This window comes from Acinetobacter sp. 1542444, from assembly GCF_000581835.1.
GTDB lineage: Bacteria > Pseudomonadota > Gammaproteobacteria > Pseudomonadales > Moraxellaceae > Acinetobacter > Acinetobacter pittii.
In genome coordinates this window covers 186199-204520 of sequence record NZ_JEYA01000001.1, presented here as the reverse complement: position 1 = coordinate 204520, position 18322 = coordinate 186199, and the positions used below count along the sequence as shown (strand labels likewise).

Here is an 18322-nt window from a genome sequence, read left to right as displayed (position 1 = left end):
TTAATCTCTCTTTGAGGAATTCATTTCCTCAACATCAAAAAATCTGCCCAGCCAAAGTCATGTCGGTATGACTCGACCTCATCTTTTTAATTCCTTTTACAAACAGCTCATTTCTGTGTTTGTGTTGTTTTAGCCAAGAAAAAGGTAAAGCCAGTCCGATCAATACTTGTTTAAGCATCGATACATCTAGTTTTACGTTTTCAACTATTAAAGCTTTAGGTGATTGCTGAGTTTGACTGATTCATTTTTTCATCCTTGAAATTAAAATCCCGATATATTTTCTTACCTCAAGTCATGATTTATCTCATGACAAATGGGTCATCAATTGGCTCATCTGAGGTACGTAACCAAACTGTTTTGGTGGTGGTGTAATCTAAAACAGCATTTGCGCCACCTTCCCGACCATGTCCCGAAAGCCCATGTCCACCAAAAGGTGCAAGTGGAGAAACAGCACGGTAAGTATTGAGCCAAACAATTCCCGACCCAATGACTTTCGTCATGCGGTGAGCACGGCTTAAATTGGTAGTAAAAACGCCTGCCGCCAACCCGTAAGGCGTACTATTGGCTTTTTGCACGGCTTCCGCTTCATCTTTGAAACTATCTACCGATAACACTGGACCAAATAGTTCCGTGGTAATACAATCTGCTTGAGGTGCATCGGTGCAATCTAAAATGGTCGGTGGATAGTAATAACCTGCCCGCTCAAGACTTTTACCACCAGTAAGCAGTTTTGCACCTTGCTGGATTGAACTTGCAACGACTTGCTCGATTTTTTGGCGTTGGCGTAAGGTACAAAGCGGTCCAAACTCGGTTGCCATTTCATGGGGTAAACCAATTTTTATGGTTTGTACGCGCTCAACCAAACGTTGAACAAATTCATCTTTAATGCTTTCTTCAACCAATAAGCGTGAACCTGCCACACAACTTTGCCCAGTAGCAGCAAAAATAGCAGCGACCTGAGCATTTACCGCACTTTGAATATCTGCATCAGCAAATACAATAAATGGTGATTTGCCACCTAATTCGAGTGAAACTTTTGCAAGATTTTCAGCCGAGTTACGCACAATGTGCCGCGCTGTTTCTGGACCACCTGTAAATGCAACATGTGCAACATCTGGATGACTACTCAGCACGGCGCCACATTCAGGGCCGAAACCAGTAATCACATTGACCACTCCAGCCGGAAAACCCGCTTCATGGACCAATTTAGCAAAGGCTAATAATGGTCCAGGGCCGTCTTCAGAGGCTTTTAGCACAACTGTACAACCTGCCGCTAAAGCTGGCCCTACCTTCACTGCCGATAAAAATAACTGACTGTTCCAAGGAACAATTGCAGCAACCACACCCACAGGTTCACGAACAATCCATGCTTGCATGTCTGCCTTATCAATCGGTAGAAAACTACCCTCTAATTTGTCGGCAATACCTGCATAGTAGCGATAATACTCAGCGACATAGGCAATCTGGCTCGATGTTTCGCGAATAATTTTGCCCGTATCACTGGTTTCAATTTGAGCCAGTTGCGGTGCAGCTTTTTCAATTAAATCAGCCAGTTTATAGAGCAATTTACCGCGCTGGGAGGCCGTTAAACCTGCCCAAGCCGATGCTTTTAATGCCTGAGATGCGGCTTGAACTGCTCGATTGACTTCATCGGTTCGAGCTTCTGGCATCTGTGCCCAGACTTCACCTGTTGCAGGATTAATACTTTCAAACGTTGCTGCACCAGATTCAAACTGACCATTAATATAAAGCTGAAAATCTGCTGTCATGATATTCGCCTCTATGCAAATGCCGGCATAACTTCATTGATCATACGTTCTAATGAGGCTTTTTTTCGTTCAAAGCTCATGCCCGTATCAATCCAGAAAGAATATTCGTTATAGCCCATTGCTTCATAGGCTTTTAAGCGATCAATGACTTCTTGGGCTTGACCAATCACGTTATTTTTGCGCATCGCTTCTGGTGTATAAAAAGGATGTGCAGCAATTTCTTCAACACTTAAAGGTGCAATTAAACCTTGGTTAATTTCACGCTCATTTTTAAACCAAGCGCCGAAGTAGTTATAGAAAGTATTGATTTCATCTGCTGCCAGTTGAGCATCTTCCTCACTATCTGCCACATAGGTATGGCGGAGCAACATAATTTCAGGACGTTGAATTTCATTGAACTTTTCACAAGCTGCATTGAAATGCCCCATGAGCTTTTCAACTTCTTCGTCACCTAAATGCAAAGGCGTTACTTGTACATTACAGCCATTTTGCACAGCAAATTCATGGCTATTTGGATCACGAGCAGCAACCCAAATTGGTGGGTGCGGTTGTTGAAGCGGTTGAGGTGCTGAAGTCGTTTTTGGAAACTGCCAAAACTCACCGTTATGCTCATAATCGCCTTTCCAAAGGTTTTTAATCGCAGGAATCATTTCACGTAAACGCTGACCAGCACTCCATGCATCCATGCCCGGAACCATACGTTCATATTCAAACGAATAGGCACCGCGAGCAATACCAATATCTAAACGGCCATTGGTAATAATGTCGGTCATTGCAGCTTCACCTGCAAGTTTAATCGGATGCCAGAATGGCGCTACCACCGTGCCTGTACCTAAACGAACATTTTTGGTTTTATTGGCTAAATCGACCAGATTTAAAAATGGGTTTGGTGCAATGGTAAAGTTCATGGCATGGTGTTCGCCTGTCCAAACCGCATGCATACCGCCACGGTCTGCAATCTGACAAAGCTCAATCATTTCATCATAAAGCTGCTTCTGAGTTTGCTGATCAGAAACACGTTCCATATGCACAAATAATGAAAAACGCATGATTAAACTTCCTCTTTAACGATTTGACGAACTGTACCTGTTGTCTGATTTCCGTAATAAACACCATAAGTTTTCAAATGGTTTTCTTTGCGATAGCGCATCAACATACTTTCTAAAGCGCTGTCTACAAACTCTAGCTTTTCAAGATCATTTAAATCGACAAACTGACCTTTAGTGGCTTGAGCTACGGGTGTGTTGCATAAAAATGAAATATATTGCTGCTGGTTTTCAACGTTTTCATATACAGAGTAAATGAAGTTGGCAGAAGCATCTGGCTGATATTGTGCAAAGATTTTCTCGAGCGCTTTATCTGCACCGTCTTTATCTACCATGACATGTGGAATAGTCCATTTATGATCGGCAGTTTCTTCAAGTAAAATGGTATTTTCATGACCAATAATTGCACTCATCACCACTTTAGGACCAGAGATCACCTCGGCAGAAAGTTTGGCCGGAGTGAAGTATCCACCACGATAATAACCAAGCCCTGCAAAACCTGTCGAAGCAAAATCTTCAACTTTACCAATTAAAATGGCGTGGTCACCTGCATCGACAACTTGGTAGGTTGTACAGTCAAACCATGCACTGACATGATCGATCAGCGGATTTTGGCAAGTGCTTTTTGACCATGAAATATTTGCAAAACGGTCTTCGCTTGGACGAGCAAAAGTATTTGAAACATCCTTTTGCTCTTCTGCCAAAATATTGATTGCAAAATGTGTGGTATTTGCAAAGTTATGATAATTGCTTGATGTCTTGGCAATACTCACTAGAAGTAAAGCTGGGTCCAAAGACACCGAAGCAAAAGAGTTCGCTGTAAAGCCAAGTGGCGTTCCATCTTCTTTACAGGTTGTGACCACGGTAACGCCTGTCATAAATGACCCGAAAGCATCACGAAGTTCACGCATTTTATTAATCGTATCCATTTCACTCATTGTTATATTCCTTCAGCAATGTGTGGCAAATTAAACGCTGGTTTCTAACCACGCTTGCATTGCATTATTCACTTTGTCAGGTGCAGTTAAGTTCACCATATGACGTTCATTTTCAATGACTATTGCAGTGCCATGCTTTGCCTGATTCGCCATTTGCAAAGCCATTTCTGCTGTTGAGTTCGGATCATCCGTTCCGGTCAACACCAAAGCAGGACAAGTGATCTTTGACCAGTCATCTGCATAGGTTTCATCGCCTTGCGCAAAAGCAGAATATGCAGTGGTATAGCCAGACAAGTCGACATTTTCGAGCCAAGTTTTTACTTTGGCTGCTGCTATACGCTCGACTTCACTTTCGCCAAACCAGCGCTGTAGTGGAGTCTCGACATCAATACGGCCTGTTTTCAACTCTTCAGCTCTTTGGATGACTGCATTACGTGCCTGTGTTGTACGTTTATATACTCCATTGAGCACCGCCATACGTTTAACCAAATCAGGTCGGGTAACGCTGACACCTGTCGTAATCAGTGATCCCATTGAATGTCCTGCTAAATTTACAGGTCCTAAATTTAAGGCTGTAATAAATTCGATGGTCCATTCAACAAAATCTTGTAATTTTGCTTCTGCCGGTAATTTGGTGCTTTGACCATGTCCCGGCATATCCACTGAAATTACATGGTAATGTTTAGAAAAATATTCAATTTGTGGATACCATGCCGCAGCTTGCATTCCCACTCCATGGATCAGAACCAGAGGCTCTCCTTCGCCTTGCTCAAAATAGTGAGCAATACGGTTATTTGACAGCTGCAGGGTTTTTGACATCATGACCTAACTCTTCCAAATCTTTATAACGATCACCAATACGATGATGTGGTCGACCACCTGTTGCTGCGCCAATCACAACAACCAGCTCATCGGCAGCAGGTGCATCTGGAATTGCAAATTGCAATGTTAAGTAATGAGAACGACGGCCTTCGTCATTTTTATCCATCATTGGAATTAAAATCGGCGCATTTGCTGGGCCACGGGTATTGTTAAATGCTAAATAAGATTTCGCACCAACAGCGCTACGGTAAGTATTACCAAAATGTAAGGTGTGGATTAAAGCTGATGCATGTTCAAGTTCACCATTTAGGCCAACCACTGCACTTTTACCAAAAGCTTCAACAGCTTCGCCAGAACCGACTTCATCAAGAATAAGCTTGGTTAAATGCTCGCTTAAGATTGGCGCAATGCGGCGAATTTCCGGTGTTAGGTTTTCTACATAACCTTGCCCTGCCCACGGATTTTTAATCACCGCTGCGGCTGCCACCATTTTTAAAGGCTTTGCTGCTTCTTTGCCGCCATCTACATAAGTGGTTTCTACGTGAAGCACTGTTTTACGTATGAGTTCCATTGCTCTTCCTTGCAAGTAAATTATCTTGTCATTCGTATTATGGTATACCATAATACATACTGAAAAAAAAGCAAGAGTTTGCTATGCTAATTTTTATTGAAAAACATGTGATGAAACTCAACATGTTAAAAAAACAGGAAAATTTAATTATTTATGAATCTTAAAATTGAAAACCCGCCCGTAACTTTACGAGAGCTGTGTTTAGATAAAGTGCGTAATGCCATTATTACGGGCTATTTCCCTTCAGGAAAAAGACTGGTTGAAAGAACATTATGTGAAGAACTTGGCGTGAGCCGTTCTGTGGTTCGCGAAGTAATTCGTTACTTAGAAGCAGAAGGTTTAGTTGAGATTTTGCCAAATAAAGGCCCTATCGTTTCGCTACTTAACTGGGACATCGCTTCACAGATTTATGAAATTCGACTTTTGTTAGAGCAAAGTGCTGTAGTCGATTGCACTAAAAACCTAGATAAAAAAACTGCTGACAAATTAAAGCTTCTATTAGAAGATCTTAAAGCTGCATTTGCTGCCGACGACATTAATCTGATTATTGCGACCTCAACTCAGCTTTATCAAACTATCTTCACCACCGCGAATCATCATATTGCTTGGGAAGTGGTGCAACGCTTAAATGGTCGAATTAGTCGTCTTCGTGCCATGACCATGAAATCGACAAAGCGTGAAATTTCAGGTTATCAACGTATTAAAAATATGTGTGAAGCTATTTATCTTCATAAAGATCCTGAAAAGGCAAAACAAGCGGTTGCTGAACATATTGCTGAAGCTGCGGCTGTTGCAAAAAATATTTTAGATGCCTGAAATCACAAGTTTTAGGAAAAGGTAAATAGACCTTTATTGAATGAATTATAGGGAAATACGATATGTCTGCGTACTGGATTGCTCATGTCACCATTCATGATATGGAACAATATAAACAATATATGGCCACTGCTCCGCAAGCTTTTCAAAAGTACGGCGCCAAGTTTCTTGCGCGTGGTGGTGCCTCAGAAGTTTTAGAGGGACAAGAGTTTGAACGTCACGTGGTCATTGAATTTCCAAACATGGAAACTGCACGTGAATGTTATTTTTCACCTGAATATCAACTTGCCAAAAGTAAACGCCAAGGCTGCTGTGATGTCATGGTGAGTTTTGTTGAAGGGATTTAAATTGCTGAATTGATTTCTCAACTTGGGAAATCAATTCTATTTTTAAGTGCTTAAGGCCATTACGTTTTAGACATTGGTCTGTTGATGAATATTTTGTTCAATAGACATGGCTTTTTTCCAACTTTCTAGGTTTTCGAGACCTTGTACATATTGCTCAATATTGAGATATTTTGATTGAATATTTAAAGAATTAATTAGACCATAGACTACGAAACCAATCATAAAATCTGCACCCGTTAAGCAATCCCCTACTAAGAATTTTTTGCCTACTAATTGTTGATCTAAATATGAAAATACTTTATCCAACTCAGTATGCGCATATTGATCCAAGAACTTTAATTGAGTGCCATTTTTTAACTCAATCGAATTAAAAATATTTAATAAATATGGAACCATAGCTGAACTTTCTGAAAAATGAACCCATTGTAAATAATCAAGATAACTGTCTGAATCTTTTGCGGGCATAAGTTGAGGAGCAAACTTTTCAATCAAAATTTCTACAATGGCACCTGATTCAGCAATTACTTTTCCATTAAGTTCAATCACAGGCGATTTTCCTAAGGGATGAATATTTTTTAATTCTTGAGGTGCAAGATTTGTAGTTTTATCACGAAAATAACTTTTTAATTCATAAGGTTGATTAATTTCTTCAAGTAACCACAGAATGCGAAATGAGCGTGAAGCATTTAAATGATGAAGAATAATAGACATTAATTTTCTCTTTTAAACTAGAAGGTCAACAAAGTAAGGCCTCACTATATAGATTAGTAGACGACCGGTCTAATATTTTTTGTTATCAGCCCAGCATTTTACATCACCTACCTAAACTGCATAAAAAACAATCCAACATCTTTTCCCAATCAATTGTCCCATCTGAACTTAAAAGCTGAATAATTGTGCCCTCCACCATATATAAAAATAGTTTTGCGTCCTGAAAAGTCGCATCGGTTTTTAGTTTTATAAGCTGGCTATAGATTTCATTCAGCAGCCATGTGCGATATCTCACTGCGGTGATATAGGCTTTTGGATAGCTCAGTTTTGTTTCAAACATGGCTTTAAATAATAGGTAGTACATTCCCTCTACATCGATATGTAAGAAATAAAGCTGTTTGAGTTTATCGGCCGCGCTTGTGTCTTGGGCGTACTCAACAATTGAGACCACTTTTTCTTTTAAACGTTCTTTTTGTACGATTAGACAGATTTCAATAAACCGCTCTTTTGAATGAAAAAAGTTATAGAAAGTTGCTTTGGTAATTTCGCATTCTTTCACAATTCGATCTACCCCAACGGTATGAAAGCCACGATGGTGAAATAAATCAATCGACTTGTTGATGACTTGTATGGCACGCGAAGAAAGCACTAACTTTGGCATAGTTTTACCGTTATAAAAATTTTTGTTGTATGTAGAGATAAAAAAAGCCTGTGCCCTTTTTGGGAGAAAAAAAGGCACAGCAAAGCCGTAAAGACTGTGCTTGGCACATCTCAAGTTTTGTTGCTAAGTTTTAAGTAAAAATGACTTTAAGCCTGAAAACCTTAAGGCGTTCAAGCTGCTTTAATTTTTAAGCTGTGTCGTTATAGCTTTTGGCACTCGGTGCCAAGAAATTATGGATGTGCAAAGCCAACTCCTTTTTACTGGGAGTTCTGCCGACATTAAAATTATGGTGGCAGAACGAAGGGGGTTCGCGGACTGGCCTTAAGACTCCAGCACACCCAAGGGTGTCCCCCTCCGTTCCACCATAGAGGGGGCACGAGGGTGTACACACTAAAAGTATAAAACCTTTAATGTTCCTAAGGGACGGTCCGCGACGACCGACTGGCAATGTAGGCCAGCAGGCAAAGAATAGTGCCCAACCCTTTTGCAGTCAAGCACGCAAAATGCCATTTGTTTTAAATTAAATCATTAGAAAAGTAAGGCTAAATAATGAGGGAGTTATTGTTAAGTGGAGGTTGTAGAGAGAGAATTTTTAGGCTTATTGCGGTGCTAATTTTAAATGTAAGTGGGAAATTAGAGATTCGTTAACACTTTATTCGTTTTAAATTTTGGTGCTTCTCTAATCTTTTTTCAATAATACAAATTTATTATTAATAAATTCTATCAAAAAAACAACCATATACTTATAAAAAATCATTATAGGTATATGGTTATATCAGCAACTATATTTTATTCCTTATACCAATTTTCTGGAATTAAAGCATTACCGCCTCTAAAAGGATCCAACAAATGAATATTATTCAAACCTTTAAACATAATAGATGGTACATGTTCAAACATTAATATTTGAAATTCATGCTTATAATTAATATTCACAGTATCAATAAAATTATTTAACAGCTGAAAAGCAATTTTTATTTTCTCTTGATCACTATACTTTACATCTTTTGATGCACCATCATCACCCCAATAAGGTCTACTTGGTTGATCTATTATTAAAAAAGAAGGTACAAATTTAGATCCTTTATTAATTGCTACTTCATGCAAAGATAAAAAATGAATTAAATGTAAAAACATATGATTTGAACTACTACCAATATTTTCAATTAGGGTAGACTTCGGCTTTCTTAGTTGAATCTTCTTATCTTTATAATTAAAGCTTGCATACCAATTTGCATAATTATCTAGTGCACCATTTACCTGTTGCATTAATTCAGTAGCAACCTCATCAATCAAACCAATGGTAGCTACTCTTTCATCTTCAACATTTTTAACATTAATTGAATTATATTCATTTTCAATATCATTGATTTCAGGCAAATTATTAGATAACTTATTACTTTCTAGCTGCGTATAAATACTAAGTTTGCCTTTTGCCTCACCAATAAATTCCCATTTATTTTGCAACTCCAAAAATGATTGAGGAGCCTCAGGTAGTACTTGGAGCTCATACATTAACTTTTCTTTCTCAACTTTAAGTCGAATTATCTCAGAATTTATCTGACTTTCTACCGGCTGTTTAGCTTGAATTTCTTTTTTAATATTCGAAAGATCTAATTTTAGAGCACTAATTAATTCATCAAAAACTTCAGATTTAACCACTTCATTTGATCTTTTTACTAAAGCTTCAATCGGCTTTAAACTATCTCTAGAGTTTTTTAAAATTTTCTTATAATTTGAATAATCATCATTAAATTGAGAACATTCTTTTAACTGCTTATTGATAATAAATAATCTTGAATTGATTTCTTCACGTCTTTTTGTTGAAAAATCATAATCAGGAATAGTTTTAGTATTCTCTAATAAACTATACAAATCGATCGGTAATATATTAGTATCAACTTGGGAAATAAGGCCATAAGCAACAGCTTTTGAAGCTATATTTCTAACTTCAAAATCGAAAGAATTTCTACCCTCATTTAAAAGTTTTTCTCTTTTTTCCCATTTAAGAATATCTTTAAGTAAAGAATCTTTTTTCTCTTGGGCCAAAATATTATTTAAATCATCAATACCTAAAGCTAAATCAAAAACTCTTGGTAATGCTTCACGGTATCTTGGGATTTCTTGTTTATCAAAAAAATTTTTACTATTTATAATAATATCATCTGAAATCATATTAAAAAGGAAAAAATATCTAAAAGATACTTTACTACCAGCTCTTAAAGAACTTCCTCCAAAAGGTAATTTTACCCTCTCATCTAATCCAAACTCAGAAGCAATTATTCCTTTTAACACATCTTCTTTTATATTTGTTTTAATAATTTCCGGAATAACACCTAAAGATGAAAAATAATATTCATCTGAAACACCTCTTTCAGATGGACTTTTACGAGCTAGAAAATAATTTTTATTATTAATATAAAACTTAATACCATACCAGCTCACGTTATCATTAATAATATCATGAGGAATATTATGTTCACTAGCTAAAAAACAATAATCAAAAATCTTTAATAAAGTTGATTTGCCAGTTTGGCTTCCCCCAGTTATCACATTAATTTTATTTCTCTTAAAATCTAATTTTCGAAGTTCATTTTTTCTTGACCATAGAACAATCGCATCTAATCCAAAATTCATAATTTTACTCTAAAGTTTAAATAAAGTTCTTCTTCAGATTCTTGTAGCAGCTCTGAAATTTTATTAGCTGCTTTTGAGATCTTAATTGCCCTCTCACCGAATTCTTTATCGATATCCAGAATATTTCTTAGCTCAATATTTTCATTGAATTCTAAGTAATTTAAATTTATTAAAATTTGAATAGAGTTCAACGTAAGTGGTAGAGTGCTAAAATAACGCCTATTAAAATTTGTTAATAATCGTGGATATGTTGAAACAAAGGAAGCTGATCCTTTAAAAGTTGTTCGTTTATGAGATAGTAATTGCAAGGTCGGTTGATGTATTACTAATGGTAAAATTAATAATGATTTGGAAATAGACAAACTTTTTACTTCGTTCATAACCGTAGCTAAAGCTACCGCCCCTATACCAATATTATTATAACCGTCCCAAAAAATTCGATAATTATTATCTTCGGATGTTTTCACTATTTGTTCCAATCTCTATGCCAACCTATTAAGTTTTCATTGGATAAATGATAAAGCTCACCGTTACTTAGCTCTGTATTAAGTTTATTGTTTGCTATCGTAAACTCTATAATACGAAGATTTCGCAATAATTCTCTTGCATTTTTTACAATATCCATGTCATGACAACTTTCACACCAATGTTCAAACTCATTTTCCCATTTATTCGTCACATCACTATGAAAATCATTAATTTCATCATAAATAATTTCTCCATTTTGCAACCATTCATCTAAAAACCTGATTATTTTTAATCTTTGACTAGTATATTTTATAGCTTTTTCCATGTCATTTACTTTCATAGCTTGTATATTTATTAATTGCTTAATAAAGTTCTGTGAAAAAAGATCATCAGGTAACACTGGTTGAAAAGACTTACTTAACTGTAAAGGTGTTCGAGCTGTGCTAAAAATATTTCTATAACGTTTATAAAAATCATCAAAATTAATTTCTACTTTACCCCCATTTTTAATATTTATAAAATTATCAAATCTTATATTTGAGTCTAATCGCTCATAGACTTCCTGAATCCGACTTTCATCAATCATCTTATCTCTTATTGATTCTTTTATTAATATATCTAAATCATCTTGATCAAGCTCTAAATAAATTTTTTCCAAAAAATTAGCTTGTACTTCTTCATCTAATTCAAGTAAAAAATTTATATACTTTTTAATGTTATCATTATCTGTTTTTTCATATAAAACAACAATGTGAGCTCTAAGCTCATGAAAAGTACTTTCTTTCTTCTTATATTTTTCTATAATTTCCAAAAAATAATTTTTTTTACTTTCAGTTTTATTAGTTACTAAATGAAATTCAGTTCTAGATATAAAATCTATCTGTTGACTCTTTTCTGCTCGACCAGCTGTTTTATCTACAATTATATTTGCCCAATTATATAAAGTCTTCCATAAATCAACATCCAATTCCGCTAAGGAAACAGCGTTATCAGAAGCATTTTTTCTGACTGTATGTTTAAGTTGAATAAGTATTTGTTGATTATTTTTAAGTGTTGTATGAACATCATCCCTGACTTCAAGGCCCACAGATTGTCCTTTCTTCAGATTAAGTAACTTATATAAAAAATAGTAATACTGATACTGAAAGCCGATCTCTTTATTATCAGCATTTGTTTTATCAGTAAAAGTTTTTATATCATTCTTCATTTAGTAAACCCATTAATATGAATGGAAATTTTTCATAGAAAAATACAGATAATGTCAGCCATTATCTGTATTTATAAAATTTAAGCAACGTCTTTTTTTATATCTTATAATACATTTATCAATTTAGTTAAGTTCTACTTTAGATATAACAACCTCATAACCGCCTATCATGGCGCAAGCCTATAACACGTAGATGTAAATAAAGCGACTCTATTATTTAAACCGTCTGTTATCACCACTTCATAATGCGCAAATTTTTTACTACTGCCAACCTTGGTTGCTGTTGCAAATAACACCTTATCTTTAGCACCGCTCATATAACGTATGTCAGCCTGTAGGCCAGTATATGGCGCATCCCCTGCATTACAAGCCATCGCAAAAGCAATATCGGCTAAAGAAAATATGACACCACCATGCACGCCGCCCAAGGCATTCATGTGTTCGTCTTTTACATTAAGTTGACAACGTGCTTCATCAAAACTGCGATGCAGCACTTGAACACCCAATAGCTCTGCGAATTGATCAACCGCAGTATTTTCCATTTTTTGCACAAACGTCTCCCTACTCGTGCGAGTATTCCTTAAGTGTTATGAATCTATCTGTATTGAAATCGACTGATTAAAAGCCGTTAAACACTATCTTGTTTAATCTGATAGTTTGAAGAACTAAAGTCCTTATAGGTCAAGCGATCATCCAACTCTGAGCTTAAAGGCTGAACTTCTTGCATTGAATTTAAGCAGCGCTGTGCAAGTTCAATGTACTCTTGCGTGCCTCTGGTTTTCCATTTTTTTTCTTGTTCTGATAAATCACGTGCAACCTTAGCAGGACTACCCATTGCCAATACATTTGCCGGAATAATATCTTTAGTTTTGACCAAACTATTTGCGCCAATAATGGTGTTTTCACCAATTTCGGCATAGTCCAAAATTACGCTGTTCATGCCAACCAAAACATTTTTTCCAATGCGGCAACCATGCAAAATTGCCCCATGCCCAATGTGCCCCATTTCTTCAACTAAAGTCACGCTTTGCGGAAAACCATGTACGGTGCAGCTATCTTGTATATTGGCATTTTGCTTAATATGAATACGACCAAAATCGGCACGCAATGAAGCAAATGGCCCAACATATACACCCGCTTCAATAATCACATCACCAATTAAAACAGCGGTTGGATGTATAAAAGCTTCTGGGCTAACGACGGGAATAACACCGTCAATACTATAACAAGGCATGATTTAACCTCTCATTTGTCGCAACCAAACCTCCGAAACGGCGCCAATAATGTGCTGTGGCATTTGGCATTGGTCCTTCTGCTGTTGCGGCAACAGACAAGAAGTATTCATCCGCAGGTTCAAATACTTTTTTATAAATATTCATTGATAACGTTCGTGCACTAATCGCGGGCCAGTCAGTTGGCAACAACTCAAGCGGTAATGCAGGATCTTTCAACAAAATCCGTCGATAATAATGAATCAGCAAAGTTCGAATTTGAAAGGCCTGAACAGGTTCGAGTTGTTCATTTTCTTGCATCAGCAATACGCCAATTTCTCTAAAAATATCGAGAAACTGTAGATATCTTTGGCGTAATTCATCGATGGGCCAGTTGGTTCTGAGCATACGACCAATGGTATCGACCGAATTATTAAAGAGCTGCAAGGTTTCGGCTTTAAACACCACCACTTGCTCACTCATATTTAAATCAACCAACAAGCGTTGCAGTTCAATACGGTTACAACCCGGATAAGCCATTAAGTTTGTAGAAATATTGGCAAACCCTAACCATTCGAGTTCTTTCTTTAACAACGCTTTATTTTCAGTGTCGAGGCTAGACATCAGAATAAGATCCCAATAATGGTCCCACTCTTTCATCTGGTCGTTATAAATGCGTTGCTCGGCCTGCAAATACGTCGAACGGCTTGAATCGGTAATTCGATAAAAACTGGTTCTGCCGATTTTGTCCGAACATAACCAATCATTTTTAACTAAACGAAAAACAGAGGTTCTTACAGCACGATCATTAAAACCAAATAGCTCTAATAACTGAATCAGGCTTGCAAGACTAATGTTTCCACCCCGATGAAGTACTGAATCTCCAAAAATTGTCGAAATAAGCGAAGTTCCACTTAAGGTTTCATTCTTTACAACAGAATCAATTATTTGCTGTATTTTTGCACTCATACTCATGTCTTGGCGTTTAGTTTCAGGGTATAGATTCTATACCCTGAATGATCTTGATGTTAAGCAATCTGACGCATATCGATTACCCGCTTTGCCTTACCTTCCGAACGAGGTAAGGTCGCTTCTGTCACAACTTCTACAGTAACGCTAATCCCAATCATGGTTTTAATGCGTTTCATCAACTCCTGAGCAAGTTGATTGGCCTGTATAGTACAGTTATGACACATCTCTGTACGAATATGCAAAGTATCCATATGGCCTTTTTTAGTCACCAAAATTTCATAATTTGGAACTAAATGCGGAACTTGCAAAATTTGCTCTTCAATTTGTGTCGGGAAAACATTCACACCGCGAATAATCAGCATGTCGTCGCTACGGCCCACAATTTTATCCATTTTACGCATAGCTAGATTTTCACCCGGTAGTAAGCGGGTCAAATCACGAGTACGGTAACGAATAATCGGTAAGCCTTCTTTGGTAATGGTGGTAAAGACTAGCTCGCCAAGTTCGCCATCTTTACAGACTTCACCTGTTTCAGGGTTAATAATTTCTGGGTAGAAATGATCTTCCCAAATTGTTAGACCTTCGCCCTCACCTAAGCACTGCATCGCAACGCCCGGCCCCATGCCCTCAGACAAGCCATAAATATCAAGTGCTTTAATATTGAGGCGTTCTTCAATCTCACGGCGAAGTTCGTTGGTCCATGGCTCGGCACCAAAAATCCCGACTTTTAAAGACGTATTACGTGCAGTACCAAATTGTTGTTCGAGCTTTTCAATAATGCTTACGCAATACGATGGCGTAACCATAATTGCAGTAGGTTTAAAGTCTTGAATAAGCTGAACTTGCTTTTCAGTTTGCCCACCAGACATTGGAATAACCGTCGCACCTAAACGCTCGGCACCATAATGTGCGCCTAAACCACCTGTAAATAGTCCATAGCCATAAGCCACCTGAACCATATCTTTCGCGGTTAAACCTGCCATGCGTAAGCAACGCGCAACAATATCCGACCAAGTATTAATATCTTTTTGGGTATAACCCACTACGGTCGGTTTACCTGTTGTGCCCGATGATGCATGTAAACGCACAATTTGCTCTTGCGGTACAGCAAACATTCCAAACGGATAGTTATCTCTTAAATCCTGTTTGGTGGTAAATGGAAACTTTGCCAAATCGTCTAAAGTCACGAAGTCATCAGGACGTACACCCACTTCATCGAACTTTTTCTTATAGACCGGACTATTTTCATATACAAAAGTCAGGGTTTGTTTTAACCGTTTAGTTTGCAGCTCTCTAAGCTCTGCAAGTGTTAATTGCTCAACATTATCCATTGTAAGGCTGTCCATCGCCTCTCTCCTCATTATGTAATTTTAAAAACCGTCTAAATTAATTTAAGTTTTCCAAAATCAGTGCGACGCCTTGTCCAACACCTACACACATCGTGCAAAGTGCATAGCGTCCACCGCGTTTTTTTAGCTCACGTGTTGCGGTAATCACTAAACGTGTACCACTCATACCGAGCGGATGTCCGAGTGCAATCGCACCGCCATTTGGGTTCACGCGTTCATCGTCATCTTTTAAACCGAGTTCACGCATACAAGCCAAAGATTGGGCTGCGAATGCTTCATTCAGCTCAATCACATCCATCTGATCTAGCGTTAAACCTGTTTGCTTTAAAATTTTCTGTACAGCTGGAACAGGACCTATACCCATATATTTGGGTTCAACCCCTGCACTTGCAATACCAATCACGCGTGCTAAAGGTTTTAAACCATGTGTATTTGCAAATTCACGGTTGGTAATTAACACACATGCAGCGCCGTCATTTACACCAGAGGCATTTCCGGCAGTCACCGAGCCACCTTCTTTTTTAAATGGGGCTTTTAGCTTAGCGAGTGCTTCAAGTGTCGTTTCACGCGGATGTTCATCGCGATTCACCACATTCACATTTTTCTTACGGTCTACAATCTCGACAGGCAAAATCTCATCGTTAAAGAAACCGTTTTGCTGTGCAGCAGCGGTTTTTTGTTGGCTACGCAATGTAAACGCATCTTGGTCTTCACGACTAATCTGATATTTTTCAGCTACATTTTCGGCAGTTTCAGGCATGCTGTCAGTGCCGTATTGCGCTTTAAGTTGCTTATTTACAAAGCGCCAGCCAATGGTGGTGTCATAAATTTCAGGTGTACGGCTAAACGCTTCGGTTGGTTTAGCTTGTACAAAGGGTGCACGGCTCATCGACTCCACACCACCTGCCAACACAAACTGCGCTTCACCTGCTTTGATTGAGCGTGCCGCAAGTCCTACAGCATCTAGACCAGAAGCACACAAACGGTTGACCGTCATAGCGGGTACAGTATCAGGTAAGCCTGCCAAGAGTATTGCCATACGTGCAACGTTACGGTTGTCTTCACCTGCTTGGTTGGCACATCCTAAAAACACTTCGTCTACTGTATTCCACGGTAAGTTCGGGTGTTTATCTTTTAAATATTTGATGGGCAATGCAGCTAAATCATCTGCACGTACAGCACTTAAGGCACCTGCATATCGTCCAATTGGGGTACGAATAAAATCGCAAATTAAAACGTCTTCCATGTTGACTCCTGATTATGCAAATTCGGTCATATCACGTGAATATTGAGTAGCAATGTTTTGGGTTTTCGCTACATATTGCTTGAGGTAGATACTCGCGCGATATTTTTCCTCTCCATACAGTGCATATAAGTTATTTAAGGTTTGGAGCACATAAGCGCCGCCCATTTGTGTCAACCACTGGTAAGGACCCTTAGGATAATTCACTCCATATTTCATGGCATTATCAATATCTTCCAGACTCGCAACACCATGTAAACTTGCTTCGCAGGCTTCATTAATGAGTAAAGCGATGGTGCGTAAGGTTAACAGTGCCGGATGGTCTTTAATCCACATCACGCTCATGCCAAACTGTGCAAAGTAAGCCTCAACTTTAGCGAGGTCACTTGCTTCACAAAGCTCGTTATGACTGAGTACTAAAGCCTCTGCGTGCTCAAAATCATGGTGCCAATCCATCAAAACCACTTTACGGCTTAAGTAATGAATATTGGCTGACTCACCTTGGCTTAAACGTAAGTCGATATCATCAATTTGAAGGATATTGTCGTCACTCGCAGATCCGCTTTTTAAACCTAAACGCGTTAAAAACGCAGGTAACTGAGACCAAGTCCCTTTGAGCTGAATATGAGCATCAATTGGCTTGGCAACCACAACTTGAGGCTGAAATGTCTCGTACTGATTTTTTTCGTTATAGCGATAAAAGCCTTGTTTTGACTTACGACCCCAAGCACCCGCATCAACTAATTCTTTTTGAATTAGACTTGGGCGGTAGCGTGGTTCGTAAAAGAACTCTTGGTAAACACTTTGGGTTACTGAAAAGTTAACATCTTGCCCAATGAGGTCGGTAAGTTCACACGGCCCCATCGCAAAACCGCCGCATTGCTTTAAGGCATAATCTAGCTGGGCATAGCTGGTGACTTGTTCTTGCAGTGCTCTAAAGCCTTCTGCATAAAACGGACGTGCAATTCGGTTAACAATAAAACCAGGAGTCGACTTGGTGAGTACCGGAATTTTTTTCCAATTCAACATCAAGTTTTTTAAAGCCAAACATAAGCTGTTTGGTGTTTTTAAGCCTTGTACAATTTCAACCAGTTTCATGACTGGCGCAGGGTTAAAAAAGTGTAAACCTACCACGCGCTCAGGATGAGTAATGCCCGCCGAAATTGCAGTCACTGAAATTGAAGATGTATTGCTTGCAAAAATGGTTTGCGCACTACAAATTTCAGCGAGTTGCTTAAATAAAGACTGTTTAACTTCTTTTTTCTCAACGACTGCTTCAATGACCAAGTCAGCATCACGCAGCGCTTCAATTTGATTGACCACTGTTAAACGCGCTAAGGCTTCATCAGCTTGCTGTTGGGTAAGCTTGCTCTTTTCAACCAGCTTTTTAAACGTCTGCCCTAAGCCGTGAGCAGCTTGTTGCGCTTTTTGAGCGTCTAGATCATATAAAACGGTCGTGTGTCCATTAACGATGGCTAACTGGGCAATGCCGATGCCCATGGTGCCAGAACCAATGACGGCAATTCGGGCACGAGATAAATCTAAATCTGTCAT

At 38.3% G+C, this 18322-nt stretch carries 19 protein-coding genes; 2 read left to right on the top strand and 17 right to left on the bottom strand.

Going from position 1 to position 18322, the window contains the following annotated elements:
* Nucleotides 1-34: 34 nt before the first annotated feature.
* The 6 genes from J580_RS22865 to J580_RS05410 all read right to left on the bottom strand — a co-directional run bounded on the left by J580_RS22865 (nucleotide 35) and on the right by J580_RS05410 (nucleotide 5146).
* Nucleotides 35-178 (bottom strand): hypothetical protein, encoded by a 144-nt coding sequence (locus J580_RS22865; RefSeq protein WP_078220608.1) that lies wholly within the window; start codon nucleotides 176-178, stop codon nucleotides 35-37.
* Nucleotides 179-299: 121 nt separating this feature from the next.
* On the bottom strand, nucleotides 300-1769 hold the full coding sequence (gene tgnC / locus J580_RS05430; protein ID WP_032003362.1) for a (Z)-2-((N-methylformamido)methylene)-5-hydroxybutyrolactone dehydrogenase: 1470 nt from the start codon (nucleotides 1767-1769) through the stop codon (nucleotides 300-302).
* 11 nt (nucleotides 1770-1780) lie between these two features.
* Nucleotides 1781-2818, bottom strand: coding sequence for a flavin-dependent trigonelline monooxygenase oxygenase component (gene tgnB, locus J580_RS05425; RefSeq protein WP_001212559.1), 1038 nt, complete (start codon nucleotides 2816-2818; stop codon nucleotides 1781-1783).
* 2 nt (nucleotides 2819-2820) lie between these two features.
* Nucleotides 2821-3753 (bottom strand): flavin-dependent trigonelline monooxygenase reductase component, encoded by a 933-nt coding sequence (gene tgnA, locus J580_RS05420; RefSeq protein ID WP_002157209.1) that lies wholly within the window; start codon nucleotides 3751-3753, stop codon nucleotides 2821-2823.
* A gap of 30 nt (nucleotides 3754-3783) precedes the next feature.
* Nucleotides 3784-4575 carry an alpha/beta fold hydrolase gene (locus J580_RS05415; protein WP_032003361.1) on the bottom strand — a complete coding sequence of 264 codons (792 nt, stop codon included), beginning with the start codon at nucleotides 4573-4575 and terminating at the stop codon, nucleotides 3784-3786.
* Entirely contained in the window at nucleotides 4544-5146 is a 603-nt protein-coding gene (locus tag J580_RS05410) for an amino acid synthesis family protein (protein ID WP_000420415.1), read from the bottom strand. Before J580_RS05410 ends, J580_RS05415 begins: the two co-directional genes overlap by 32 nt.
* Nucleotides 5147-5299: 153 nt before the next feature.
* Here J580_RS05410 and J580_RS05405 point away from each other — a divergent pair, with 153 nt between their 5' ends.
* Both J580_RS05405 and J580_RS05400 read left to right on the top strand, forming a co-directional pair.
* Nucleotides 5300-5962, top strand: a complete 663-nt coding sequence (locus J580_RS05405; protein ID WP_032003360.1) for a GntR family transcriptional regulator — start codon at nucleotides 5300-5302, stop codon at nucleotides 5960-5962.
* Between the two features lie 62 nt (nucleotides 5963-6024).
* Complete coding sequence (locus J580_RS05400; RefSeq protein ID WP_001277472.1) at nucleotides 6025-6309, top strand: DUF1330 domain-containing protein; 285 nt, start codon at nucleotides 6025-6027, stop codon at nucleotides 6307-6309.
* 66 nt (nucleotides 6310-6375) lie between these two features.
* On the opposite strand, the gene J580_RS05395 is transcribed toward J580_RS05400, so the two are convergent.
* From J580_RS05395 to J580_RS05350, 11 genes are all read right to left on the bottom strand, one after another.
* Nucleotides 6376-7020: a glutathione S-transferase family protein gene (locus tag J580_RS05395; protein ID WP_032003359.1), complete on the bottom strand. Its 645-nt coding sequence runs from the start codon at nucleotides 7018-7020 to the stop codon at nucleotides 6376-6378.
* Nucleotides 7021-7123: 103 nt separating this feature from the next.
* The gene (locus J580_RS05390) at nucleotides 7124-7681 is read right to left on the bottom strand and encodes a TetR/AcrR family transcriptional regulator (RefSeq protein ID WP_032003358.1); all 558 of its coding nucleotides are present in this window, start codon (nucleotides 7679-7681) and stop codon (nucleotides 7124-7126) included.
* 789 nt (nucleotides 7682-8470) lie between these two features.
* Nucleotides 8471-10318, bottom strand: a complete 1848-nt coding sequence (locus tag J580_RS05385; RefSeq protein ID WP_032003357.1) for a DUF3732 domain-containing protein — start codon at nucleotides 10316-10318, stop codon at nucleotides 8471-8473.
* Entirely contained in the window at nucleotides 10315-10785 is a 471-nt protein-coding gene (locus J580_RS0103885) for a three component ABC system middle component (RefSeq protein ID WP_002048330.1), read from the bottom strand. The genes J580_RS05385 and J580_RS0103885 overlap by 4 nt, the downstream gene beginning before the upstream one ends.
* Nucleotides 10785-11993 carry an ABC-three component system protein gene (locus J580_RS05380; protein WP_032003356.1) on the bottom strand — a complete coding sequence of 403 codons (1209 nt, stop codon included), beginning with the start codon at nucleotides 11991-11993 and terminating at the stop codon, nucleotides 10785-10787. The genes J580_RS0103885 and J580_RS05380 overlap by 1 nt, the downstream gene beginning before the upstream one ends.
* 167 nt (nucleotides 11994-12160) lie before the next feature.
* Nucleotides 12161-12544 (bottom strand): PaaI family thioesterase, encoded by a 384-nt coding sequence (locus J580_RS05375; protein WP_005135427.1) that lies wholly within the window; start codon nucleotides 12542-12544, stop codon nucleotides 12161-12163.
* Nucleotides 12545-12621: 77 nt separating this feature from the next.
* Nucleotides 12622-13227 carry a DapH/DapD/GlmU-related protein gene (locus J580_RS05370; protein WP_032003355.1) on the bottom strand — a complete coding sequence of 202 codons (606 nt, stop codon included), beginning with the start codon at nucleotides 13225-13227 and terminating at the stop codon, nucleotides 12622-12624.
* Nucleotides 13214-14179, bottom strand: a complete 966-nt coding sequence (gene paaX, locus J580_RS05365; protein WP_000062822.1) for a phenylacetic acid degradation operon negative regulatory protein PaaX — start codon at nucleotides 14177-14179, stop codon at nucleotides 13214-13216. Before paaX ends, J580_RS05370 begins: the two co-directional genes overlap by 14 nt.
* Nucleotides 14180-14232: 53 nt before the next feature.
* Complete coding sequence (paaK, locus tag J580_RS05360; protein WP_032003354.1) at nucleotides 14233-15522, bottom strand: phenylacetate--CoA ligase PaaK; 1290 nt, start codon at nucleotides 15520-15522, stop codon at nucleotides 14233-14235.
* 40 nt (nucleotides 15523-15562) lie between these two features.
* Nucleotides 15563-16771: a 3-oxoadipyl-CoA thiolase gene (gene pcaF, locus J580_RS05355; protein WP_032003353.1), complete on the bottom strand. Its 1209-nt coding sequence runs from the start codon at nucleotides 16769-16771 to the stop codon at nucleotides 15563-15565.
* Nucleotides 16772-16783: 12 nt separating this feature from the next.
* Nucleotides 16784-18322, bottom strand: coding sequence for a 3-hydroxyacyl-CoA dehydrogenase (locus J580_RS05350; RefSeq protein ID WP_032003352.1), 1539 nt, complete (start codon nucleotides 18320-18322; stop codon nucleotides 16784-16786).

Coding starts and splice junctions, on each gene's coding strand:
- J580_RS22865 (WP_078220608.1), bottom strand. CDS start 178: ATGCTTAAACAAGTATTGATCGGACTGGCTTTACCTTTTTCTTGGCTA.
- tgnC (WP_032003362.1), bottom strand. CDS start 1,769: ATGACAGCAGATTTTCAGCTTTATATTAATGGTCAGTTTGAATCTGGT.
- tgnB (WP_001212559.1), bottom strand. CDS start 2,818: ATGCGTTTTTCATTATTTGTGCATATGGAACGTGTTTCTGATCAGCAA.
- tgnA (WP_002157209.1), bottom strand. CDS start 3,753: ATGAGTGAAATGGATACGATTAATAAAATGCGTGAACTTCGTGATGCT.
- J580_RS05415 (WP_032003361.1), bottom strand. CDS start 4,575: ATGATGTCAAAAACCCTGCAGCTGTCAAATAACCGTATTGCTCACTAT.
- J580_RS05410 (WP_000420415.1), bottom strand. CDS start 5,146: ATGGAACTCATACGTAAAACAGTGCTTCACGTAGAAACCACTTATGTA.
- J580_RS05405 (WP_032003360.1), top strand. CDS start 5,300: ATGAATCTTAAAATTGAAAACCCGCCCGTAACTTTACGAGAGCTGTGT.
- J580_RS05400 (WP_001277472.1), top strand. CDS start 6,025: ATGTCTGCGTACTGGATTGCTCATGTCACCATTCATGATATGGAACAA.
- J580_RS05395 (WP_032003359.1), bottom strand. CDS start 7,020: ATGTCTATTATTCTTCATCATTTAAATGCTTCACGCTCATTTCGCATT.
- J580_RS05390 (WP_032003358.1), bottom strand. CDS start 7,681: ATGCCAAAGTTAGTGCTTTCTTCGCGTGCCATACAAGTCATCAACAAG.
- J580_RS05385 (WP_032003357.1), bottom strand. CDS start 10,318: ATGAATTTTGGATTAGATGCGATTGTTCTATGGTCAAGAAAAAATGAA.
- J580_RS05380 (WP_032003356.1), bottom strand. CDS start 11,993: ATGAAGAATGATATAAAAACTTTTACTGATAAAACAAATGCTGATAAT.
- J580_RS05370 (WP_032003355.1), bottom strand. CDS start 13,227: ATGCCTTGTTATAGTATTGACGGTGTTATTCCCGTCGTTAGCCCAGAA.
- paaX (WP_000062822.1), bottom strand. CDS start 14,179: ATGAGTATGAGTGCAAAAATACAGCAAATAATTGATTCTGTTGTAAAG.
- paaK (WP_032003354.1), bottom strand. CDS start 15,522: ATGGACAGCCTTACAATGGATAATGTTGAGCAATTAACACTTGCAGAG.
- pcaF (WP_032003353.1), bottom strand. CDS start 16,771: ATGGAAGACGTTTTAATTTGCGATTTTATTCGTACCCCAATTGGACGA.
- J580_RS05350 (WP_032003352.1), bottom strand. CDS start 18,322: ATGACAGATTTAGATTTATCTCGTGCCCGAATTGCCGTCATTGGTTCT.